General features: G+C 48.9%; 24 protein-coding genes and 4 pseudogenes. 16 read left to right on the top strand and 12 right to left on the bottom strand.

The annotated features are described in order from the left end of the window. Positions 1 to 73: 73 nt before the first annotated feature. Both HFD97_RS06610 and HFD97_RS06605 read left to right on the top strand, forming a co-directional pair. Entirely contained in the window at positions 74 to 427 is a 354-nt protein-coding gene (locus tag HFD97_RS06610) for a helix-turn-helix domain-containing protein (protein WP_167431587.1), read from the top strand. 334 nt (positions 428 to 761) lie between these two features. Beyond that, a complete protein-coding gene (locus HFD97_RS06605) occupies positions 762 to 1,400 on the top strand; it encodes an NAD(P)-dependent oxidoreductase (protein ID WP_167431586.1) in 639 nt (212 codons plus the stop codon). Between the two features lie 235 nt (positions 1,401 to 1,635). On the opposite strand, the gene HFD97_RS06600 is transcribed toward HFD97_RS06605, so the two are convergent. Further along, the gene (locus HFD97_RS06600; protein ID WP_244319752.1) at positions 1,636 to 2,628 is read right to left on the bottom strand and encodes a S9 family peptidase; all 993 of its coding nucleotides are present in this window, start codon (positions 2,626 to 2,628) and stop codon (positions 1,636 to 1,638) included. 370 nt (positions 2,629 to 2,998) lie between these two features. Further along, entirely contained in the window at positions 2,999 to 3,361 is a 363-nt protein-coding gene (locus HFD97_RS06595) for a hypothetical protein (protein WP_167431584.1), read from the bottom strand. 1,003 nt (positions 3,362 to 4,364) lie between these two features. Between HFD97_RS06595 and HFD97_RS06590 the strand changes: the two genes are divergently transcribed. After that, positions 4,365 to 4,772: a cupin domain-containing protein gene (locus HFD97_RS06590; protein WP_167431583.1), complete on the top strand. Its 408-nt coding sequence runs from the start codon at positions 4,365 to 4,367 to the stop codon at positions 4,770 to 4,772. A 305-nt stretch (positions 4,773 to 5,077) separates the two neighbouring features. On the opposite strand, the pseudogene HFD97_RS22305 reads toward HFD97_RS06590, so the two are convergent. Continuing rightward, positions 5,078 to 5,308: pseudogene (locus HFD97_RS22305) on the bottom strand (methyl-accepting chemotaxis protein); the annotation flags it as partial. 171 nt (positions 5,309 to 5,479) lie between these two features. On the opposite strand from HFD97_RS22305, the gene HFD97_RS06580 reads away from it, so the two are divergent. The 11 genes and pseudogenes from HFD97_RS06580 to umuC (HFD97_RS06535) form a co-directional block, all read left to right on the top strand. Next, positions 5,480 to 6,055, top strand: coding sequence for a TetR/AcrR family transcriptional regulator (locus HFD97_RS06580; protein ID WP_167431582.1), 576 nt, complete (start codon positions 5,480 to 5,482; stop codon positions 6,053 to 6,055). Positions 6,056 to 6,106: 51 nt separating this feature from the next. Then, complete coding sequence (locus HFD97_RS06575) at positions 6,107 to 6,583, top strand: nuclear transport factor 2 family protein (RefSeq protein WP_140033973.1); 477 nt, start codon at positions 6,107 to 6,109, stop codon at positions 6,581 to 6,583. Positions 6,584 to 7,071: 488 nt separating this feature from the next. Next, a pseudogene (locus HFD97_RS22300) lies at positions 7,072 to 7,388 on the top strand (hypothetical protein); the annotation flags it as partial. Between the two features lie 19 nt (positions 7,389 to 7,407). Further along, positions 7,408 to 9,474 (top strand): bifunctional diguanylate cyclase/phosphodiesterase, encoded by a 2,067-nt coding sequence (locus HFD97_RS06570; protein WP_167431581.1) that lies wholly within the window; start codon positions 7,408 to 7,410, stop codon positions 9,472 to 9,474. Between the two features lie 291 nt (positions 9,475 to 9,765). After that, positions 9,766 to 10,005: a regulatory protein YcgZ gene (gene ycgZ / locus HFD97_RS06565; RefSeq protein WP_167431580.1), complete on the top strand. Its 240-nt coding sequence runs from the start codon at positions 9,766 to 9,768 to the stop codon at positions 10,003 to 10,005. A 70-nt stretch (positions 10,006 to 10,075) separates the two neighbouring features. After that, positions 10,076 to 10,354, top strand: coding sequence for a hypothetical protein (locus tag HFD97_RS06560; protein WP_167431579.1), 279 nt, complete (start codon positions 10,076 to 10,078; stop codon positions 10,352 to 10,354). Between the two features lie 79 nt (positions 10,355 to 10,433). Next, positions 10,434 to 10,694 (top strand): biofilm development regulator YmgB/AriR family protein, encoded by a 261-nt coding sequence (locus HFD97_RS06555; protein WP_167431578.1) that lies wholly within the window; start codon positions 10,434 to 10,436, stop codon positions 10,692 to 10,694. Between the two features lie 577 nt (positions 10,695 to 11,271). Next, complete coding sequence (locus tag HFD97_RS06550; protein ID WP_167431577.1) at positions 11,272 to 11,532, top strand: hypothetical protein; 261 nt, start codon at positions 11,272 to 11,274, stop codon at positions 11,530 to 11,532. Between the two features lie 191 nt (positions 11,533 to 11,723). Then, positions 11,724 to 12,062, top strand: coding sequence for a hypothetical protein (locus tag HFD97_RS22295; RefSeq protein ID WP_244319751.1), 339 nt, complete (start codon positions 11,724 to 11,726; stop codon positions 12,060 to 12,062). 1,006 nt (positions 12,063 to 13,068) lie between these two features. Continuing rightward, positions 13,069 to 14,301 (top strand): translesion error-prone DNA polymerase V subunit UmuC, encoded by a 1,233-nt coding sequence (umuC, locus tag HFD97_RS06540; RefSeq protein WP_167431576.1) that lies wholly within the window; start codon positions 13,069 to 13,071, stop codon positions 14,299 to 14,301. A 90-nt stretch (positions 14,302 to 14,391) separates the two neighbouring features. Further along, positions 14,392 to 15,435 (top strand): annotated as a pseudogene (umuC, locus tag HFD97_RS06535) (translesion error-prone DNA polymerase V subunit UmuC); the annotation flags it as partial. A gap of 50 nt (positions 15,436 to 15,485) precedes the next feature. On the opposite strand, the gene HFD97_RS06530 reads toward umuC (HFD97_RS06535), so the two are convergent. The 7 genes from HFD97_RS06530 to HFD97_RS06500 form a co-directional block, all read right to left on the bottom strand. Continuing rightward, positions 15,486 to 15,731, bottom strand: coding sequence for a hypothetical protein (locus HFD97_RS06530; protein ID WP_244319750.1), 246 nt, complete (start codon positions 15,729 to 15,731; stop codon positions 15,486 to 15,488). 25 nt (positions 15,732 to 15,756) lie between these two features. Then, positions 15,757 to 16,005 carry a hypothetical protein gene (locus tag HFD97_RS06525; RefSeq protein ID WP_167431574.1) on the bottom strand — a complete coding sequence of 83 codons (249 nt, stop codon included), beginning with the start codon at positions 16,003 to 16,005 and terminating at the stop codon, positions 15,757 to 15,759. Positions 16,006 to 16,097: 92 nt separating this feature from the next. Further along, complete coding sequence (locus tag HFD97_RS06520) at positions 16,098 to 16,301, bottom strand: plasmid partition protein ParG (protein WP_167431573.1); 204 nt, start codon at positions 16,299 to 16,301, stop codon at positions 16,098 to 16,100. Then, complete coding sequence (gene parA, locus HFD97_RS06515; RefSeq protein ID WP_167431572.1) at positions 16,298 to 16,921, bottom strand: ParA family partition ATPase; 624 nt, start codon at positions 16,919 to 16,921, stop codon at positions 16,298 to 16,300. Before parA ends, HFD97_RS06520 begins: the two co-directional genes overlap by 4 nt. A 437-nt stretch (positions 16,922 to 17,358) precedes the next feature. After that, positions 17,359 to 18,141 carry a site-specific integrase gene (locus tag HFD97_RS06510; RefSeq protein WP_167431571.1) on the bottom strand — a complete coding sequence of 261 codons (783 nt, stop codon included), beginning with the start codon at positions 18,139 to 18,141 and terminating at the stop codon, positions 17,359 to 17,361. Beyond that, complete coding sequence (locus HFD97_RS06505) at positions 18,138 to 18,908, bottom strand: hypothetical protein (protein ID WP_167431570.1); 771 nt, start codon at positions 18,906 to 18,908, stop codon at positions 18,138 to 18,140. Before HFD97_RS06505 ends, HFD97_RS06510 begins: the two co-directional genes overlap by 4 nt. A 34-nt stretch (positions 18,909 to 18,942) precedes the next feature. Beyond that, positions 18,943 to 19,230: a hypothetical protein gene (locus HFD97_RS06500; protein WP_167431569.1), complete on the bottom strand. Its 288-nt coding sequence runs from the start codon at positions 19,228 to 19,230 to the stop codon at positions 18,943 to 18,945. A 572-nt stretch (positions 19,231 to 19,802) separates the two neighbouring features. On the opposite strand from HFD97_RS06500, the gene vapB reads away from it, so the two are divergent. Both vapB and HFD97_RS06490 read left to right on the top strand, forming a co-directional pair. Next, a complete protein-coding gene (vapB, locus tag HFD97_RS06495; RefSeq protein WP_167431568.1) occupies positions 19,803 to 20,033 on the top strand; it encodes a type II toxin-antitoxin system VapB family antitoxin in 231 nt (76 codons plus the stop codon). Then, positions 20,030 to 20,443, top strand: a pseudogene (locus HFD97_RS06490) (type II toxin-antitoxin system VapC family toxin). The gene vapB and the pseudogene HFD97_RS06490 overlap by 4 nt, the downstream one beginning before the upstream one ends. A 466-nt stretch (positions 20,444 to 20,909) precedes the next feature. Here HFD97_RS06490 and HFD97_RS22290 read toward each other — a convergent pair. Together HFD97_RS22290 and HFD97_RS06480 are read right to left on the bottom strand one after the other, a co-directional pair. Then, complete coding sequence (locus HFD97_RS22290) at positions 20,910 to 21,257, bottom strand: hypothetical protein (RefSeq protein ID WP_255461638.1); 348 nt, start codon at positions 21,255 to 21,257, stop codon at positions 20,910 to 20,912. A 939-nt stretch (positions 21,258 to 22,196) separates the two neighbouring features. Continuing rightward, a complete protein-coding gene (locus HFD97_RS06480) occupies positions 22,197 to 23,066 on the bottom strand; it encodes an N-acetylmuramoyl-L-alanine amidase (protein ID WP_167431567.1) in 870 nt (289 codons plus the stop codon). Positions 23,067 to 23,077: the final 11 nt, after the last annotated feature.

The following is a 23,077-nucleotide window of genomic DNA, read 5'->3' as shown; positions in this document are numbered from 1 at the left end:
CATCCAAAACTCCATCACTGTGTGATAGTTTATGATTCAGGTGCTGGCTCCACAAACTTAAGGTCAGATACACATGTTGAGATGTAACCTGCCATCATGCGGTGTGGCGAGATTCCTCATTTTACTTGATGGTCCCTGGGCAACTTTGATTGTCAGAGAATTGCTGCGTGGTCCTCAGCGTTTTAGCGAATTACGTACATCACTATCTGGCATCAGCGCGCATACACTTACCCACCGTTTGCGACGCTTTGAAAAGAGCGGATTGGTCATGCGTACCGCTTATGCTGAAACACCGCCAAGGGTGATTTATGAATTGACGGAATTAGGTAAATCATTGGAACCTATTCTGCTGACCATGAATAACTGGGGACAGAACATTCCAGACGACGTACTCAGGTCTGCAATAGTTAATAATAACGAGGTATGAGCCAGGGCTTTTAATACTGACACACCGAAAGAACCAGGTTAATCAGAGACACCTGCAACTGGCTGCTGAATAAAAATCAGTAACGGCCTGCTTTTGCAGGATAGAATTTATGAGGCAATGCCTGAGATTAATGGTGAATCATAGATAGATTTATGGAGGTACAGGCGCCTGAAGAGCGAAAAAATTACGTGCCGTTTTAATCGCAAGAATTATTTATTTAAACACGTCCTGATTATAAGCAATCGTTTTGATGTGCCGTTATTCCCACGCGCATGTTTTTTATATGTGCCCGATAAGTCACGCCACAACTCGCTTTTTGAAAGAGAGATCAGAAATGAAAATTGCACTAATAGCACCAACAGGAAAAATCGGATTTGAGATTGCCAGGGTAGCACTGCGCCACGGACATACTGTTACAGGCATTATCAGAACAGGTCGCCCTGTTCCCGAAGAGCTGCAAGGTATCAAATTTGAAGTCGCTGATATTTATGATAAGGTTTCGTTTGCGAAGGTCATTCGCGGGGCTGATGTTCTGGCCAGTGCGTTTGGAGTCCATGGCGAGCACATTGGTGAGCTGGTGGGTGCCGCACAATCCATAATCAGTGCAGCCCGTGCTGCAGATATCAAACGTGTCATCGTTGTGGGTGGCGCTGCAAGTCTTGAAGTCGCACCGGGTGAAAAGCTGCTCAATGCGCCTTACTTTCCATCAGATTACTATCCTTATGGCCTTGCTCATGATGAGGCTTATAAAATTTATCAGACTGCAAGTGACTTAGAATGGACGTTTTTCTCCCCTGCCGCGGAGATTGGTCCATCGGACAAAACAGGTGACTACCAGACTGGCGGTGGTAGCCTTTTGAAAGGCGCTGATGGTCAAAGTCGGATCTCCTATGCAGACTATGCTGAAGCGTTCGTAAATGAAATTTCACAAAGAAACCACATCAGAAGTATCATGACTGTCGCGCATCGCTGACGTAATTAAGGGAGCCAGGGATTTACGTCCTCCCTGCTCCCTCACACATTGATCGCCTGTATACATCAATAAGTATAATTACACTTCGCTACCGGCAATTTCTGATAAAACGATCGGTGATAATTTTCCAGCCCACCAGCCTGTCTTTAACAGTGCGCAATCATCTGCAGCAGCGAATAAATTGCTATAATTTTCAGGCAATTCAAGCTGACGACCCGGCAGATAATGGCATTACTTAGCTCTCATGATGCTTTTTTACAACCACCTCATTATTAATAGCGTAAACATCACATTTTCCTTTGCCTTTATCGTGTTCTCTGCAGCTTTTAAGAGCATTAAACGCGGCATCCTCAGCCGTCCTGTTTCTGTAAGAGACACCCCATGCGCCATCATCACTGACTGCAAAAGCCTTTTCATATTGCATCGCAGCAAGATAATCCTTAAACCCCTTTACTCCCTCTTCATTATTGAGGTAGGCAGGTTGTGATAATTGAGCCTGAGCAATATCCAGTATTTCTTTATAAGGAAGCCCTCGATCTTTGAGGAAAAACGACACTTCAGGCCACCAGAAATATTCAGGTGCTGAATCCATCACGACATGTCCGTTATCTGAAAAAGGTGGAAAGATATGTAACCTGGCCAGATTATTATTTTGTGAGTAGGCCGCAAAAAAGGCTTTAGCAAAATTGGGTGGAAAGAAATGGTCATTCTTTGCATAAAGCCAAAGAGATGGAATTTTAGCGCTCTTTCCATATTCTGAAAATGCTTTGAGCAATCCGGGTTCATCACAGACAGATTTTCCATCCTTAGCACCCCGGCCTCCGGCAAAGTTGATCACAGCTTTCACACCGTCAGTATTGGCAGAACCCGCTGAGATTACTGCGAATCCACCAGCCGACATTCCAACCAAAATAGCCTCATCAGGCGATGCCCATGTGTATTCTTTAATTCTGCCAAGCGCAGCCAGAATGTCTTTCTTGTCCCGCATACCTGCGATTTCATGATTTGGCACTTCACAGGAGTCCCCCCGGTATTCGGCCGCACCACTGGAATATCCATACCCTTCCCGGAGCACAGCTACTGCTGCATAACCGTGCCTTGCGAAAACAATCGCCGTTGATGAAAGATAATTCGGATTCATTGTCCAGCGATCAAACTCAGCCGTTCCGACTGTGCCGTGTGTGATTAATGCAACGGGCAGATGCTCCTGACCTGCGGGACGGGTCACAAACGCATCCAGTATTGCAGGTTGACCATTACTGAGGGTTACATCGAGATATAATGGCTCCCTTATAAGCCCCTCCATTTGCTGGTTGTACGAGCCTGGCTCAGAAAAACTGTAAGATGGAAAAAGGAGAAAAGTCGTAAAACTGATACTTTTTTGATGGTATCTAAAGACATTGAGATCATTTAAAAACGGCCCCTGTGAAGAGTCTGAATTGCACGTTTAATTTTATAAATAACGCAGGCTGTCATACCGGTGTCACATTTACAATTTTTTGAAATATGAGTACTCAATCTGAATATTAATGCCTGTGTATACCCGACAGTGATTCGACAACAAACACATAACTATTTATAAATTTATAAGGATAATTTCAGCCATGCATGGTAATCAATTTTTCAAGCAACATAATTTCATTTCTTAATATTTCCACATCCTCATCAAACTTATACTCTGCCTCGACGGCGTTCACTCCCTGAATACAACTACTCAGGGTTAGCTGAGTATTGTACAGCTGTACAAGCCATGTTACCGGCACATCCTCTGCAAACTGCATTGATAATATGCCAGCAATTTTCTCAATGTCAGTCCGCAGCAGTTGAAGCCGAAGAGCACTATAGTCATAAACTTCTAAATCCTGAGGCTGTGAGAGCATGTCTTCAAAATGCGTCAGTGCGGTCTGAAAACTCACTAGCGCTTTATATAAAAGCTGGTTTACTTCAGTTTCTTTACACATTCCACCTCCCACACAGGCCGAATGAGATATTCAACGCTTTCTGAAAGACCCCTGTATCAGACAGATAAACCCAGAGATCCTGCATTTGTGAATTTTTTATTACACATATCCCGATGAGTTAACTTTGTAGGAACAGGTAGTAACTAATGGTCTACTTCTGATCAGTCAGAAACTTTTAGCATGAAAGCTAATTTAAGTATACTGGTTTTATGCGCAGTGTTAATCACACAAATTTTTATTATTTACAGGGAAGCCCTTTCCGCTGTCATGAATGTTTTTATGCGTTTAATGGATAGTTACTTAGCTATCATTTTCAATAACATGTGAGCACTGGCATGTTGGGCTGTCACAAACATCCTGTTTTATTAAAGTTAAAATCAGCTTATCAGGAGACTTATTATGTTCAGCGGTCAAGTGTTGAGACCTATCAGAAAGAAAGCATTCCTAAAATACTGAAATTTTGCACAGCAAATCTAACAAATTATCAGCGCTTTAAAAATCATACGCAGTGAGGATGGCTGCCTCGTTGAGGCTGAGGAGCAGTGTTAAGGATTTCATTAACAGCAAACAATCGTGAACTTTGGGTTTAAGACTTTGATTAAAACCGGCGCACAGCACTAAGCCATAGCCACAAAGATTTCGCACTTACAAATGTCACATAACTTATTAATTTTTACACTTTTCAAATGACTGACATAAAATTTTTTGTTAAGTATAAGGCAAGAATGATCAATTACCTTATCAACTTTCACTTGTCATGTTATTGAAATTAAGTTGTCAGATCGGAGTTTCTGCGACAAGAATTCAGAATCTACTGTTTTGATATTAAACTCATCAGCAGAAAAAGTTTAGCTATTGCTTAAGCATCTAATGTTTTTATAGCGAATCATTTATACACAAACATAATGAATTTATATAAATTCAGAACTTAATCATAGTGGCTTAACCTGGCGCTGATCCCAGCGTGACCCGTCTTTAATCTTTGTCTCAGAAGAGGCCCGTTATGAATAATAGTCTGTCATGCTGTCTTGTTTCACCTCAGTCAGGCTTTGAAGGTAAGCAAGGTCTGAAATATTACGTGGGAGTTTCAAGAGAAACCACAGGTTCCTCTCATCTTCATATGCAACTCGCTACAATACCCCCTTCAACTCAGGGCAAGGCTCACCTTCATGAAAATCATGAAACCGCGATCTATGCATTGCAGGGAACGACCAGAATAAGATACGGGGAACGGCTTGAAAACGAACTTGAGGTACCAGAGGGCAGTTTCCTGTATATCCCAGCAGGCTTACCACACTTACCTTTTAACACCAGTGACTCTACCGCCACCCTCGTTATTGCCAGAACTGATCCTTCTGAGCAGGAAAGTGTCACCCTCTTACCTGAGCTGGATATCAACCTGATTAAATGAGACAGGTCAAACCCTATTCCATTTCCCGTTAGTGATGGGCTTTGGTTGGGCCAGCTTTTACAGTTACTTATCACATCTTTACTGGCCCTGAACACGGTAAAGCTAAGCTGTTTTTCGCGGAGGCTGGAAAGTGCCGAACCCATGCTGTGGAATCTTCCTCTGGGGCCGGCTGGCAGCCAACAGGATAGAGGAAGATTAGAAGAGCCCCTGAGTTAGCTCTTCTATTTCAAACGCACGGAGTAAAAAATTGCGCCATCGGCAACTCATCCTTCAGCTGCAGTTAACGAAAGCGCATCCCCCCTTACTCACGCTGTGCTCGTGCGGACCACACTGACAGCATCCCTCAGATTAGCAGCACGGCTAGCAAGCTCATCAGCGGAAGACGCTGATTCTTCGACAAGTACGGTGTTCTGCTGCGTGACCTGGTCCATTTACGTAACAGTAATATTCATTTGTGAGACACCCGCACTCTGCTCTTCTGATGAAGATGAAATCTCTCTGACCAGCTGGGATGTTTGCTCAATGAAGTCATAAGAAACCATGCAGCCCTCATCCGGTTTCCACTTCGCCACACCCAACATTCGGCTTTGGCTTAGTCCTTTTTCTGATACCGGTGTCCAGATGTCATAACAGTCTCTTCACTGACTACCTAAAAAAATTTCAGACAGAGCCTTGATTAGGTAGAACGATCGTTCTACCATCCTTTTATGAAAAAAATTACGACAGACACGCGGGAGAAAATTCTCGCAACCGCTGAACATCTCATTTACCAGAACGGTATTCACGCCACCGGCATGGATCTTCTGGTAAAGACCTCAGGCGTAGCCCGAAAAAGTATTTATCACCATTTCACTAACAAGGATGAAGTGGCTGCCGCCGCTCTGAATGCCCGTGATGTGCGCTGGATGGAATGGTTCAGGTATGAGTGTGACAGGGCTGATACGCCACGAGAGCGCATCCTGAATATGTTTGTTGTGCTTAAAGGATGGTTTGAGTCGGAAGGATATCGCGGCTGCGCCTTTATCAATACGGCAGGCGAAATGGGTGACCCTGACGATCCGGTTCGTCAAATCGCCAGAGTTCATAAAGAAAAACTGCTTAACTACCTGCTGGAGCTTACCGGGCAGCTGAATACCGCGGAGCCATTACCTCTGGCCAGGCAGTTACTGATACTGATCGAAGGCGCCATCACCATGTCACATGTTATGAGTGATTACCGCGCCGCTGATGATGCAAAAGATATCGCTCAGAGGTTACTGAGCCAGAGCCCTGAAGAGAGCTGAATACACGAACAAATAATCGTTATATTTTCCGGTCCTACAGGAGGCTCCATCATGTCAGATTCACATATCCGTCCACCCCTGCCGCCGTTCACCCGTGAGTCGGCAACTGAAAAAGTCCGGCTCGCAGAGGATGGGTGGAATTCCCGTGATGCCGGTAAAGTCTCTCTGGCTTACACGCTGGATACCCAGTGGCGCAATCGTGCTGAATTTGCCAGCAATCGCGAAGAGGCCAGGGGATTCCTCGAGCGCAAGTGGAAGAAAGAGCTGGACTACCGGCTTATCAAAGAGCTGTGGGCATTTGAAGGTAACCGCATCGCCGTCCGATACGCTTACGAATGGCACGATGACTCCGGCAACTGGTTTCGCTCTTACGGCAATGAAAACTGGGAGTTCGGCGCTGACGGGCTGATGCATCATCGATACGCGTGTATCAATGATATGCCGATTGAAGAGAGTGAGCGTAAGTTTCACTGGCCTCTGGGACGTCGTCCGGATAACCATCCGGGATTATCAGAGCTGGGACTGTAACATTATCAGGCAGGTCAGGATTCAGTCACGCCTGTCATCCTAACTTCCTTTATTGTACACATTTAGCTTTTAGCGGACGTTCATCTGACTCCGTCCGCTTTGTGCCAGAAGCGGACATTGCTTTAACGGCATGCCTGGCCAGTCACTCCACCGCACAAGTAATCCCCTGATGTTGCAATGTTTATTTTTTCCTCCGCTATCACCCTTATCTGTCAGTTGACTCGGTTTAAAGTTTAAAAGGTGACATCAATTAAGCTGTAGTCAATTTAATTAATTAATTAACTAATCCCCGCTACTGACATACCGTTTCATGCCGATAAATTTTCCATTCGGAACCATAAGCAAGGCAACAATCACACGGCGCGATATCACTTAATGAAAATTTCAACCCGCCTCAGCGCAGATTTTGGCCTGCTTATTTTACTTTTTAACCTTTGTACGGGCATTGCCGTTCACACTCTGAGGCAGGTCTGGGATGTTATTCAGGTGAAGGCGGCATAGCTGTAGCTACCGGCAGAGGAGAATGCAATCTTAAGATAGTCAGCATGGTGGGATAACTGGCGGACTGCATGGATATCCGCTCTGCCATCAGGCAAACAGATGCAGGGTATCTCTCAGGTTCAGCATCGCCGTAAGGCAGACTGACCGGGTAAAGCAGAATAACATCGCTCTGGTTGAGGAATCTTCCACGGCTCCACATTCACTATCGGCTCAGGCTCCGGACCTGCGCGGCGTGGTGGAAACATCCGGGTATGATGAAAGCTGGCGGAACTGCGAATCGGAATGTTTTCGCCGTATTTTATGAACTCATCAGGAACTGATATATGAAATCTCATGCATGTGATCGACTCGGCTTGGCGGTCTCTGAGACGTCACTGTGTGCCATATACCTGCTGTCCTCATCCGGGGAGGTCCTGAGCTGGAACCGGGGAGCCCGGAATATAAAAGGATGGGAAAGGCAGGAGATTACAGGACTGCACTTCTCGATTTTCTACGATGACGATGAGCGGGCCAGACATGTACCGGAGGAAAACCTTATCGCTGCCCGCAGGTGCGGACGGCATTCTGTAGAGGGCTGGCGCCTGCGCGGGGACGGCAGCGCTTTCAGGGCACTTGTGGACATAGAGTTTCTTTATCCGGCTGAAGGTGAGCAGGCTGCTTTCATTAAAATTGTGCGTGACGTATCACGTCATTATGAAGAGAAAATGGCGCTCAGTATTGCGCAGCGTGTGACATCCCGGCGTGAGGCAGCACTGTCAGATGCAAGCCAGTTACTTGATGAGATTTTCAGCCACACACCCTATGCGCTCATTCTGTGCGACGCGGGAACAGGGAATATTGTCCGCACAAATCAGTCTGCCATCCACTCGGCATGGCTCAGAGCTGCTGTTCTAGGTGGTAACATCCTTACCCGTCAGTCGGCAATGCGGCCAGCGGCACTGGAAACAATATTCAGGCGCGGTCTGCACCTCTCGCCGGGGGATGGACTTGTTGAAACGTTCACTTCCGGAGAGAAGGTGCCGGAGACTGCTCTGAGGATAGTGGCAGAAAGGTTGAAAACCGGCGGGGCCGGCGAATTTATTCTTTTCACCGTTCTGGATATCACCGCTGAGCAGCAGGCTATAGTCAGGGCGACTTATCAGTCCCTGCACGATCCCCTAACGGACCTGCTGAACCGCCGGGGTCTCATGCCGGCGCTTAACGGATTTCTGAAGGATCATCTGTCTTTTACACTCATGATACTTGATGTCGACCGCTTCAAAAGCGTCAATGATGCACTGGGGCATGCTGCCGGGGACGCCCTGCTCACGGGAATCGCTGACCGTCTGCAGGCCGTCCTGAGCACAGGTGATTTGCTGGCACGAACAGGTGGCGATGAATTTGTCATTCTCCTGCCCGGAGTGATTGATGCGGAAGCTGCAGGCGAAACAGCCCGCCTGTTTACCGGCCTGCTGTCGGAGCCGTTTACAATCGGGGACAGGAAAGTAATGTCCGGATGCAGCATCGGTATCTGTCTCAGCAATGGCGACGTGCGGCAGGCAGAAGGTATGCTTGCCGCCGCCGACATTGCGCTGTATGAGGCAAAAGCTGCAGGGCGCAACGGCTACGCGATGTTTTCCTCCCGGCTGGCAAGTGCAGCGGCAGAACGCTTCAGCCTGGAGAATGACCTGCGCAGCGCGCTGGCGAACGGTGAGTTACAGCTCTTTTACCAGCCCGTGGTTAACAGCAGCTCAGGTGTGACGGTGTCTTATGAGGCGCTAATGCGCTGGTATCATCCCGTCAGGGGCAGCGTACCGCCGTCCGTATTTATTCCTTTGGCAGAGCAGACCGGTCTTATCCATGAGGTGGGGGCTTTTGCCCTGAGGCGGGCATGTGCAGAAGTTGCCGGCTGGCCTGACAGCGAACGCATAGCCGTAAACCTTTCGCCCTGCCAGTTTCGCGAGCCCCAGCTGGCCGACATCGTCAGACACGCTTTGCAGCAGAGCGGACTTGAGCCACACCGGCTTGAGCTGGAAATTACTGAGTCGGCCCTGTTTCAACATCCGGAAGACAGCTATCGCGTCATTCATGAGTTAAAGGAAATGGGGGTGCATATAGTACTGGACGACTTTGGCACAGGTTATTCATCACTGAGCTACCTGCGTACCCGGATGTTCAGCAAAATCAAAATTGACCGGTCCTTTATCAGCGATTTAATTTCAGATGCGGGCGCAACGTCAATTGTCGGTGCCGTCCTGATGCTGTGTCGCGAGCTAGGACTGGAGGTGGTGGCGGAAGGCGTTGAAAAAGAAGAACAGGCGGAATGGCTCCGGACGTCCGGCTGTGGGCTGCTGCAGGGCTTTCTCTTTGGCCGCCCGGGGCCGCACAGAAAGCAAAACCCAACGCCCTGACGAACTTCTGATGCACGTTTACTGGTCATCCACTGCTCTGTTAATGCAGGCCGACGCGTAATGAACGTAATACCCGAAAAGATGTCTTTGAAAAAAGGATGAAACATAGTGAATTTTGTTCACTCAAAGCGAGTCACGCTGTGATACCGGTAACGTCTGTTTTGTGCCAAAGGCGGACATTGCCGCCATTAGCAAATAGCAGGTCACTACAGAAATAACTGTACAATAAAATTTAATTTGTATAATTTCACTTGCATGTACTGTACAGCACTCATACAACCGGAGTTCACTATGCTACAGACCCTTACGGCTAACAGCCTGAACAAAGAAGTTGCCGCTTATTTCAGCCGCGCGGTTATGCCGTCACAGCAGGAAGTGCTCGGCGCTATCGTGGTTGAAGTATTACGTTCCGGCCGCAAACTCAGCCGTAAAGCCATCTGCCTTCGTCTGATGGCTCGCCTGGAAAAAGCCTCTTCGCCTGAAGAGGAGCAGCACCTGCAGGAGCTGGTTGGCCTTATATTTTCTGAGTAAATTGTCCGTCAGCAGGGCTGAGAACGTGCTCAGCCGGACAGCTATAACTGATTAGAGAGCACTGGCAGTAATGAAAAGCATCAGAAATAAAGCACCCGGTGAGATACTGATTGGCGAAGCCGCACTGACGCTTCTTGATGAGAAAAAGCCCGTGTCATGGGCAGGTATTCTGAGCAGGCTTGAAGCCAGGCTTGCGGATGAGCAGGATGAATCCAGAGCTGAAGCTTTTAAAGCGGCCATTGCTGATATCAGGACAGAGATGCAGCGGCGTAATTCAGGCCGGAACGAACATCACCAAGGTAAGGACACGGCATCACCTGATGATCATGACAGACTGACCCGCCACTGATAACAGAAAATCTTTTTCTAAGCCGGTCAAAACCGGGGATTAATATTAAACCGATAGCAATAAGGCTATGGATTATAATATGCATCAGATACTTAACTCAGACGGACCCGGGCTGATATATACCCTTGAGAATATCGATGATATTTATGACGAGGAGAAAAGAGTTTTTTCTGCTGCAGTCAGGACACTTCTGACCGAAAAGGGCAGCGTGACCAGCAGGGAGGTGCTTTTTTATCTAATCGCTCAGATGGAAGCTACCACTGACATCGTCCGGCTTGACGTGCTGCGTACGTGCCTGGAAATTCTGTTGGGCCTTAAAAACCCGGCTCGCTCAGTGTGAACTGGCGTATTTTCCTTCAGTGCAGCTTCTTCATTAGACGCTGAATCAGCCGCAGGCAGTCAAGGCAAATCTCAGTATTACCGTCAGTCTGACTGAGCTGGTACAGTGCCTGAATAAGGCTCTCCGGCGTGACAGCATGTCCTGCCGAAAGCATTCGCGTGACAATGTGTCCTGTCAGGGCACAGACTTCATCTGAAATATCGTGCGTATTGTCCTTCAATCCGCCCCCACATAGTGTACATATACCCAGTACATCATCACCCACCACGGCCAACTGAACAGCAACTGCTGTCACAGTTTTTTCACGGATAAAAGCAGAGAAATTTTGTCAGTGCTGACTCGCACCAGTGCGGGAAAATCAGCAGCTCCGATGAACATCAGGGCCGGACATGAATGCTCCGGTCAGTATGAACCTGCGTGCATACAAAGATACAGCATCTGAAGCAAGTGCCCTTTTTCAGCAGCGGCCCCGGCGGTCTGAAACAGCAGTTCAGGAGTATTTACATGTGCGTCATTCTTCAGGGCGACTACAGTCAGTGGTGAGGTTATCAACAATCGTGCTAACAGAGGATGTACCGTGTTAATTCAGGACGACGGGAAAGTCCACGCCATTATTGGCGAAGCGGCACTGCCCCTGGCGCTGGCTGAAAAGGAGATAAACGTTATCTCTCTCATCGCTGAACTGGGTCATATGGCTGCAAATGAATCCTGCGATGAAAGGCTTGGCTACATTTTCGCGGCCAGAAGCTGGCTTAAGAAGTACGCGAATCCCGGACCCGCAGAGCAGCGCGTGCCGTTCCTGCAAAAACTTGCAGGTCTGAACGAAGAAAAGCATTAACGCCACAGGACATAGTCCGGCTCCGGCCGGAAGACGATAGCACCAGATGACCTCATCGGTTGCGTGAAAACGTATACCGGCCGGAGAAACTGTCAGGAATGATCTCTCCGCTCCGCTTCAGAGGCTGTACATAATTTATGCACTTATTCTGTGGATAAAGCTTTAATTTTAAGCAGAAAGCTCTTTCTGATATGTCCGCTTCCCGAAATAAAGATCCCCTGATTAAACTGCCTTTCCCCGAATTTCCTGTCGCGTGCAGATTTTTCAGAAATTTTAAGCGCCTCAGTTTCACAAAAACTCTGGTGCGGTATGATGTTTTTTTTCAGACAGAGAACAATGCCATGGCCAGAGCCACTCCGCCCTATATCCCCGAATCTCCGGCCTCCCTTGCCGCACACCTGCGGGAAATCGCAGACATGCTGGAGTCACGAAGTCCTTTTATCCGAAGCATAGAGCGTTATTACGCATCAGGTGAGGTCGGCGAGCAGCTGTCTGTCATCCATATTGAAATGCTGACTGAACCGGATTAACGTTCATTTCAGAGATAGCTTTCTGGGAGCAGCTTCCGGGCTGCCTCAGTGCATTAAAAAAATCCCGATATCGGGCACAGCACACCAGGATGACACAAGCGCCATTGAAATTCGCGACTCGGAAAAGTACGCCTGTACACTATAACATCCCGGGCTATATGACGTTTAATAATCAAAAATGTCTTCAGCGCGCCCAAACTCTCTGCTGAGGTGACACAGTCTTCTAAATAGCTCTGAGAAATAGTTTTGCATGCAGGAATAGCAACGGACCTTTTTCAGACTTGTATAGCTGGAATTACCCTTGTAGCTAGTCATAAGGTGCTCGTCCTTTTATCCCTCTAATTACGGCCGCTTTTCGCTCATAGCGGACCTTGCCACTACCGCATGACGCCACGTCGTCTGCTGCCGTAGGGCGCTGACATGCTGTCGCTATGGGTACAGCTGCTTGGCTCCGCGCAGCTGGCAAAAGTGCGATCGGCAGTTGAGGCGGGTACTGTGCTCGCCAGCGGCGCTTCCCCGGTCATCATGGGTGTGCTGATTGATTATCACGTCACTCTCCGGATACAGGCACTGATATGTCTGGCCTTCATTCTCGCTGCCAGTCTGATTGCAACCCGCGTTAAAAAGACAGTGCCAGGATATAAACTGCTGCTGAAAGCTCCTCCTGACAGGCCAGGACCAAATTGAATTTACTGTTGATAACTAATGCTGCTTACAACCAGCCAATGGATTTTGGCTTTACTTTCTTCAGAGATGCATCGTCCACTTGCCAGCGCACTAACGCTCATTAATACTGTATTTACAACCAGTATTAATGAGGCAGTGTTATGCGCCATTCACCCAGCCCGTTGCAATACACGTCGGACATCCTGATAACTGAGCCCACGTTTCTAATCCAGCTTGGTAATTCGGGCTTAATTTCACAATGCATACAGCAGCCATCGGCTGTCCAAAGTGCCGTATGGCTCTTTAACAACACGCATGTTTGTTTGAGGTAGTTATGCCCATGTTTGGACTTGCTGACGTCAACTCGTTTTATGCCAGCTGCGAAGCGCTTTTCCGCCCGGATTTGCGCGGTAAACCTGTTGTGGTACTCAGTAATAATGACGGTTGTGTTATCGCCCGCAGTGCCGGTGCTAAATCGCTGGGCATAAAAATGGGTGCGCCCTGGTTCCAGATAAAGAATCAAACCTATCCCGAAAAGGTCTTTATTTTCAGTTCGAACTACGGGCTTTATCATAATCTCAGCCAGCGTGTAATGACTGCGCTGGAAGAGCTGACGCCCCGCGTCGAGCAGTACAGTATTGATGAGATGTTTCTCGATCTGACCGGTATTGACGGATGCGAAGACTTTGAACATTTTGGGCGACGGCTACGCACTCACGTACTTAACACGACCGGACTTACAGTGGGCGTGGGTATGGGACCAACTAAAACGCTCGCAAAATCCGCACAGTGGGCAAGTAAGGAGTGGAAGCAATTCCGGGGAGTTCTAGCGCTGACGGCAGGTAACCCTAAAAGAACCGCTACTCTCTTAGAAAATCAGCCTGTGGAGGAAGTCTGGGGGGTGGGACGCCGCATAGGCAAACGTCTCAATCTGGTGGGTATTCGCAATGCCCTGCAGCTGGCTCACGCCCACCCAACCCTTATACGGAAAAACTTTAACGTGGTGCTGGAGCGAACCGTACGTGAGCTGAATGGCGAATCCTGTATACCGATCGAGGAACTGCCACCGGCCAAACAGCAGATTTGCTGCTCAAGGTCATTTGGCGAGCGCATTACCTCAAAGATGGCCATGCAGCAGGCACTGTGCCAGTATGCGACGCGTGCGGCAGAGAAGCTCAGGGTCGAACGTCAGTTCTGCAGGCGCATCAGTGTCTTTATCCGGACGTCGCCGCACGCCGTGAACGAAGTGTTTTATGGCAATACCGCCGGTGAGAAGCTCCCGCTGCCCACACAGGACACGCGAGACATCATAGAGGTGGCCATGCGAAGCCTGGACCGTATCTGGCTTGATGACCGACGCTATATGAAGGCCGGCATCATGCTTGATGACTTTACGCCAAGTGGCGTCAGCCAGCTAAATCTATTTGATGATACACAGCCACGAAAGAACAGTGTGCAGCTGATGAAAGTGCTCGACGGGATCAATCAGTCCGGGCTGGGAAATGTGTGGTTCGCCGGACAGGGAATTAATACTGAGTGGAAGATGAAGCGTGAGATGCTCAGCCCTTCGTGAACGACACGCTGGTCTGACATCCCAGTTGCGCGCGTACTTTAACCAGCCAACGGGACCTGGTCTGACGTTGTATTTGCATTCCACATAAATCACAGTATGTCTCAGCGCGTTATGACCGCGCTGGAGGAGATAACGCCCCGCGTGGAGCAGTATTCTATAGACGAAATGTTTCTGGACCTGACCGGCATTGATTTCTGCGAAGATTTTGAACATTTTGGCCGGCGCCTGCGCGCGCACGTACTGGCCACGACCGGCCTCACTGTCGGCGTAGGTATGGGTCCGACAAAAACCCTGGCAAAATCGGCGCAGTGGGCCAGCAAAGAGTGGCCGCAATTCCGCGGTGTATTAGCGCTGACGACGGGCAATCCAAAGCGCACTGCTACCCTGCTGGCCAATCAGCCTGTAGAAGAAATCTGGGGCGTTGGCCGACGCATCGGCAAGCGTCTTAATCTCATGGGCATTGAAAACGCCCTGCAGCTGTCGGGCGCCCACCCTGCCCTTATCCGTAAAAACTTCAGCGTGGTGCTGGAGCGTACTGTTCGGGAACTTAACGGGGAATCCTGTATTCCCCTCGAAGAGTTTGTGCCTGCGAAACAGCAGATTGTCTGCAGCCGGTCCTTTGGCGATAGAATCACGTCGAAGGTGCTGATGCAGGAGGCGTTGTGTCAGTACGCAACCCGGGCTGCGGAGAAGCTCAGAAAGGAGCGGCAGTTCTGCCGGCGCATCAGCGTCTTTATCCGCACTTCGCCGCATGCGCAGGGTGAAATATTTTATGGGAATAGCGCCGGCGAGAGTCTCACCATTCCAACCCAGGACACACGTGACGTGATTGAAGTGGCCATTCGTTCGCTCGACCGCATCTGGCTTGAAGGGAGACGTTACATGAAGGCCGGGATAATGCTCGATGACTTTACGCCGAATGGGGTCAGTCAGTTGAGCCTGTTTGATGAAGATAAGCCACGTGCAAACAGTGCGCAGCTGATGAAGGTTCTTGACGGGATCAATCAGTCCGGGCTGGGAAGTGTATGGTTTGCCGGTCAGGGCGTGAATACGGAATGGAAAATGAAGCGGGACATTCTCTCACCGGCGTGGACCACGCGCTGGAGTGACATCCCTGTGGCGCGCGTAATGTAACCTGTACCGCAGGGCACAGCAGGCAAGCGCATATCTGTTGCTCTGCCTTCTCATGAAAACTGCTGCCAGAACTCATCCACAATGATCAAAGGTTTGCCCGGGCGCTTTCCGTGGAAGTATCGTCCGCGCGGAACCCTGTCCTTGCGCGAAAGCTGATGGAGCCAGTCATCAAAGGCCGGGCGGCGCCTGCGGACGGGGCCCTTAAACATATCGGATGACTGGATACTTGTTGTGATCATCATTGCGTGTCCACGCATCTGCGTCAGCATGCAGTTCAGTTGTTCCTGTCTTTTCATAGATTCCTCTGCTTTTAGAATTCATTCATCCGGGATTTTTCTTTTTCCAGCCGCCGTTGGCCAGGAATGCAGCGCGCGAAACGCAGGCGCCCCACAGCAGTTGCATACCGATTTTGATCAGTTCACTGGCATCATGCATGAAGAAAAGCGGCACTATAAACAGCGTGCTCAGCAGGAACCCCCATTCAGCAGCGCTCTTTCTATCTTTATCGCTCATTGAACTCATCGACTTAAAGCCCAGAAACCCAGAAAGCATTATTTTTAATCTGTTCATATATCAGCTCGCACGAACCCAGAAAATTACGAATAATCACATAATCACATAATCACATAATCACATAATCACATAATCACATAATCTAGAGATTATTGATGCTTTGCCATCCATTCATTAATGAGCTCGATTGTTACGTCTGTCATGTCCCTGTCCTGCTTCAAACAAGCCAGCTTAAAAGACTTGTGCAGATCTTCAGGAATGTTCATCTGGAGTTTTTTCGTCGGTAATCCCGGCTTGTGGATAGCGTCAACTGCATGCATTGTACTTTTGCTTGCACCGAGTTTCATTTTCATTGGCATAATTCCAGAATGTCGTTTGTTAGTACGTCGATTTCACCTTTGGCATTAGAATCATCTGTGTCAAAAACGGTGCCGCCATCAAGCATTGTTTTGATGTAACTCTGCCTTTGTGTCGTTCCTGTCCGTAGCGCGGGAATGCCAGTATCCTCAATGGATGCCTTAAGAACGCCCAGCATTTTGGCAGTATTCACCTTTTTGGTTATTACAAATCTAGCCTTGATTGGTTGTAGTTCTTGTCGAGCTTCAATCACAGCAATGATGGCGCCACAGGCAGCAAAATCCAGCGGTGAAGGAGTAACAGGGATTAAAACCACGTCAGAAACCATGACTGCAGCAGCTGAAATAGCAGATATCGCAGCCGCACCATCTATGATTATATAATCATATGATTTCAAGGTTTTCCTTACCGAGTAGACTTCTTTTTCTGATCCGGCATCGGCTACGTCAAACAGGCATTTATCCTCGTTGTACCAGTTTCCGATACTACTTTGAGGATCAGTATCAACCACTATTACTTTGGAACCTCTTTTTGCAATTGCTGTAGCTACATTTATCGAAGTAGTCGTTTTACCTACCCCGCCCTTACCGTTCAAAAATGAAATGACTTTAGCCATACACATACCTTTAGAAAGTAAAATAGCGCCCTAAAAACTGTAACCCTGCCATCCTGTAATCCTGTAATCCTGTAATCCTGTAATCCTGTAATCCTGTAATCCTGTAATCCTGCAATCCTGCAATCCTGCAATCCTGCAATCCTGCAATCCTGCAATCCTGCAATCCTGCAATCCTGTAATCCTGTAATCCTGTAATCCTGTAATCCTGTAATCCTGTAATCCTGTAATCCTGTAATCCTGTAATCCTGTAATCCTGTAACTATACGTGCGTAAATTGAAAACACAATCATAAAGATTATTTGATTACAAAATCATGTAATCAAATAATCATGAAATGTCTTGATTATTTGATTATCTGGTCGTTTTGTTTAGTAAGGCGAAGTTATCAATATGAAAAATAGTGGATTTTTTAAATGGCACGTTACATATTGAATACATCAGGTCTTATTTTTGAGCATCGCAACAGCTTCAGTTCCAGGCATATGGAACTGCACCCGGTGCCTCGCAGCCACGTCCAGCGCAAACACTTTCGTGTAAACCTCGGTAGACTTCATGTTTTTGTGCCCCATCAGACTCTGCAGCGCCTTCAGCGGAATGCCCGCATAGAGCATGTGCATGGCGTAACTGTGCCGGAACGTGTGTGGCGTTACCGGCACCGAGAACGTGACTCCGTCACCGGCGGCAGCGGTGACAGCTTCGTTCAGCCAGGTGCGCACCGTTCTGTCAGTCACCGTCCATAGCCTGACCTTTTCGGTCCGGCCCGTCTCCGGGTTGCGCCGCTCCAGCGGAATTTTCAGCGTGGCGACCGTCATCTCCATCTGGGCCACGTACTGCGGATCGGACAGCGGCACCAGGCGGTGCGGCACTATACCGGCAGGTGCGCGTCCCGGACCGCGGGCGGCTTTCTCACTGCGCTGCTTCAGCGTGGCCAGCTGTACATAGGGGTAGGGCGGTGCTAGGCTGAAATCCCCCCGGGTCAGCGCCAGCACCTCGTTAATACGCGCGCCGGTATTCCAGAGCGTGGTGAACAGCATCTTGCGGTGCAGATCCGGCACGTAATGGAGAAGGGCGCTGACCTCAGGAGCCAGCAGGTACTGCGGATACTCATCATGCTGCGCAGCCATCTGCCGCAGCGCCAGCGCGGCCGGATAGTCAATTGCCACTGGCAGTTGCGCAGGCTGATGTGGGTTTGAATGCCCCCAAGATACGAGACCGGTCATGATACATCCCCTTGTCGGTCAGTAAACTCTGTTTCAGCCGATGTGACTGGTAATTGATGCTGGCTAAGTGCGAACATTGTTTTATGATGGCTACGGGCATACAAAAGCTCTGCACTAATCAGTCTGCCTCTAGCGGCTGAAAGAACGCGCCAGGCAGACCAGTGATGCGCTGATAACCCTTCATCAGGCATGCCGCATGTTCGCCTAAGTTCACGTGAAATCCTGATGGCCCGAAGTCCGAGCCTGCAGGACTGGTTATTAAGCTCGTGCAGGCCGTCGCTTCCATCATATGGGGTATCATCTTCAAACGCTGCATGGATTGATTTTCGCCCTTCTTCTTCCTGAAGAACAGGAAGTTCGCTTATTCGGTACATAAGCGCGTGAGGGAGAGAGCGCCAGTCACCGGTTACGCCGGCATAACCGATTTTAGGTAGGTAATGCTCTAACATGATTTGACCATTATTGTCATAATCTCCGGACTCGGTTGCTGAAAGCACACACTGCTGGGCAAACCGCTCCAGCAGGAAGACCAGCTCGGTTGCGATGAAATACCGCTCCCGCTGCAGCCTGTCTTCTGACGCCTGCCTCTCACGTTTTAACGTGAACCGGTGCGTCAGCATCACCGCCGCAATCGCCGCACCGGCAGTGATCAGCCCGGTGGCCACATTTCCCCATATCCCCGGCCCTTGATTAAGGACCTGAACGGTCAATGGATGTGAAAAAGCGCCTATCGCTCCGCTAGTAAGGCTGTCTACCTGAGTTATCATCCGTCACTCCATTTCTACTCAATCCCGCGCAGCCTCAGCTAAAAAGACTCAGTTGTGCAACGGAGTCATCACGCTTACTTAGATCTAGTGGCCAGATTTCATGTAAATCAGAATCTGAAGAATGTGAAACTGGCCAGTAGCATAATGTCCATCCACTGTGTCCCCCGGCCTCGCGAAGATTTTTTGCAATCGTATCGCCATCATCGCTGATAATGAGATACACCTCTGCCGATCCATCATCGGTGTGCAAAAGGCAGCTAAACAGCGTCACCTTTTGATGACCATCATCGATGAGGGTGTCAATCATTTCTTCATAGCCCACGGCACTTCCTTTATTTGCAGTAATAACTCATCGTAGTTATGACGCCCGGCACATTTTAGAACGCAGACTCTTGCATCAATAACTTCTGGTTAATATTTCATGCATTATATTTGCATGTATAAACATCACCTACCTGATAGTAAGCATGCATATAGACACCCTAATAAATAACCGCACAGCCTTACATGGATGATCCGACTTATTCCCGATACAGCAGTAAGCGGAAGCACAGCACGTCGGCGGGGCGGGGTAAAGCCCGCTTTGTCAGAGGACCTCCGCAGCCAGAACCCTATATCTGGTAGCCGGACCAGCTGATTTAGCCACTACATATAGTAATCTGCGCAGAAAGCCGCCACCGGGGAAAAAAGATCCGGTTCTTGTTCTTTTCGGATCTCAGCAGAAAAGGAGATAAGAAAGCATATGCATTACATATCTAAATACCAGTCATTTGCAATTAGCATGCACACACATATTTTTAACATATGCAGATGTCAAGTATATGCATATGCATAACATCTGCCTATACTTGGCACAGGTATGAATATAGCGGCCAGCCGGCCAGGAGAAAGACCATGAGAACCGTATCGATATTTAGAAACGGCAACAACCGTGCCATTCGTCTTCCCCGCGATCTGGATTTTGACGGGGTGAGCGAACTGGAGATCGTCCGGGAAGGGGACAGCATCATTCTGCGTCCCGTCCGGCCCACCTGGGGGTCGTTCGTCAGCGGAGAAAAGGCCGATCCGGTCTTTATGGCGGAGCGTGAGGATGTTGTCACCGACGAAGGACGGTTTGACCTGTGAATAAGATCTGTATGCTCGACACGAACATCTGCTCATTCATCATGCGCGAGCAGCCGACCGCCGTCATTGAGCGCCTGGAGCAGGCGGTGCTGCGCGGCCACCGCATCGTGGTTTCGGCCGTGACCTACGCCGAGATGCGTTTCGGTGCCACCGGCCCGAAGGCATCGCCCCGCCACGTACAGCTGGTTGACGCGTTCTGCACCCGCTAGGATGCCGTCCTGCCCTGGGACCGTGCCGCGGTGGATGCGACCACGCAGATTAAGGTCGCGCTGCGGCTGGCCGGGACGCCGATAGGCCCGAACGACACGGCGATCACCGGGCACGCCATCGCTGCCGGTGCCGTGCTGGTGACGAATAATACGGGGGAGTTTGAGCGGGTACCGTGTCTGACACTGGAAGACTGGGTATGACAGGCGGCCCCCGTTTTCCACCGTTCCGGACAGGGGCCCGTCCCGCACTGTCTTCTGCGAATTGGGCTTCCTCGCGTGCGAGTCTGACAAGCACCACCACCTAAGAACTGGCCATGGCAACCCGCTTTCCACCATTCTGTAATGCCACGCCCGGCGCGGCGAGGCAGGCACGCGTTTCAGAAGCCTGGAGGCATATTTCTCAGGGAAAGTGGCCAGTCACCCGGCCATACATATCTGTCTTTCAGGATCCCGGCACTGTATCCAAGGCAGACACGAACCGGATAATCTGGATAAATACGATCCATTTCATCCATCAGCTACTGCGCGTTCTCACTGCGGCGTAGTTCCTTCACAAAATCGTTGATGTACTGTCGCGTATAACTGATGGCAGAAGAGTGGAGTGTCATTGCACTGGAAGAGTGTGCAATCCATACGTGACAGTCGGCGAATACCAGATCAGAAGCAATCAGCGTCCGGCTGGCCGGGATCCATAAGGGCGCAATGTCAGTACAGTCTCCGGCCACAAAACCGAGGATCTGAATTGTTTCACCTTCCAGCAGGATTTTATCTTAAGTCCATTTTTTTCAAAAGAAAATTTAATATTCACACCGTTATGTCCAGGAACCGTGTTTCTCCAGTACTGAATTTTGAAGTCATACATCTCAATGATACCTGAAGATACTTTTTTATAAGCAATCACTCTGGCGTCAGGATACTTCTGCTTGTTCACTTCCATACCCAGATAATGATCGCGGTGAAGATGAGTAATATAGATAAATATAATATTACGGTCGAGCCCAATCAGTTCGGCCACTAACCAGTATGCATTCTCTATCGTCATAAATGACTGTTGACGTGATACCGAAACCGTTACAATTATGGCTGCTCAAAAAACCTTTTTTCTGAGTGAGATTTTTTACCAGCCCTGACAGTAATGGTCTTAAATATGTATAACGCCCGTTTCCTGATACTGTAAAAAAGAGATCTGAAAGGAATTCAGTACCAATTAAGGAATCTGGACACGCGAAAAAACTATCTTTCAGACAACAATGATAAAACACCTCAGAAAAGGCTTGCTGAAAGACTTTCTAACAAATTTCATCTGGCAGTAATATATATTCTCAGTTCCGGAGCAGGCCGTTTCAATCAGATACTGAAATGTAATGACGGTATCTCACAAAAATGCTTTACCGTACTCTAAAGAACCTTGAATAGAATGGCATGGTAATGCATAGCGTCTATGGAGAAAAAGTCCCGTAGAAATGGTTTTCAGCATTACGGATTCTGGCTCTTCACTGATTAAAATTCTGGAGCCGCTCATTACCTGGTCGGGAGAGAACGTCAGAAAATTCAGTAAATACCGGCTGATTTACGTGACTAAATAAGGCGAAGATAAAAGCGGTGATTTTAAATAACAACGAAATCTGCGGTACTGGATTTTTTACGATGTAATCAGCACCATCATTAAAACACAAGCACTATAACAGGAATTTAATATCAAACTGTAATTCCAGCCTTGATTTTTAAAAAGGTAAGCATATCTCACTTACCTAATCTTTAATCTTTAAGCCAGACGGAACGCAGAAGCATATTCCGGGAACAAAACACACAGATATCGGGAGTAATATTTTCCGTGAATGACTTTTACTTTCAGCGGTTACTGACCATCAGAAAGACGGTCAGGCTTCTCTGAAGTGCGCGCATCCTGCTGCCCGTGATCCAGAAGAAAAACGGCTGGCTGACACTCTGCCTTTCAGACAGAAGTAGCACGGTACTGCTCATTGAGCGCCTGTGCAATCGCCTCGGTTTCTGCATCGGGTGTGCCGTCAGTGTTTTCCGGCCTGAAATGCATCTGAAATGCGCTGATGGTTTTTCGGGTGTCTTCATCCAGGAAGCCGCTGAGCGGGATCTGATCGTAACCGTATCGCTTAAGCAACGTCTGGACGCTCAGGACATCCGCAGGGGCATTCATTGCACGTCCGGCCAGATACTTTTGCACACGTTGTGGCTCAGGCCAGGCTCCCACACCCTGAGCCGCAAGCGCCTTCCACGGGAAAAGTCTGCCTGGATCCTGTTTACGTAGTGGTGCGATGTCACTGTGGCCGAGCACGTTATCCGGCGTGATGCCATAGCGCCGGATGATCTCTTTGGCCAAGGCTGTCAGGGCGCTAATCTGCTGCTCACGGTAAGGATACCAGGTCTTTTGTCCCAGCATATCTTCCGTGAAACCGGGATTCACGATTTCAATGCCCACCGAGGAGTCATTCAGGTTGATCCGCCCGTTCCAGTTGCTTACACCGGCGTGCCAGGCCCGCCTGTTTTCACTGACCAGCCTGTAGACGACAGGTTTGTCTGTGCGGCTGTCTGTCTGATCTGAAATCAGATAGTGTGCGCTGACGTTCTCGCCGGTAAGCAGTTTCAGCGAAGTGGCCTCGTCGACTGCCGTGTAATGAAAGACCAGGAAACGTATCCGTTCGTTTTGTGCTGCTGAGGATTGGGTCTTGTCCAGCAAATAATCCTTCATGCTGACGCGTTGAGATGTTTGCGTACTGCAGCCTGTAAGTACGCTGAAACAGAACCAGAAGGTGAGGATTAATTTAATTACTTTACCGTAAACTGACATGCGAAGTCCTT

Source organism: Pantoea sp. EKM103V (assembly GCF_011800365.1).
GTDB lineage: Bacteria > Pseudomonadota > Gammaproteobacteria > Enterobacterales > Enterobacteriaceae > Pantoea > Pantoea anthophila.
The sequence above is the reverse complement of the archived record's forward strand: the minus strand, read 5'-3'. Positions and strand labels throughout refer to the sequence as shown.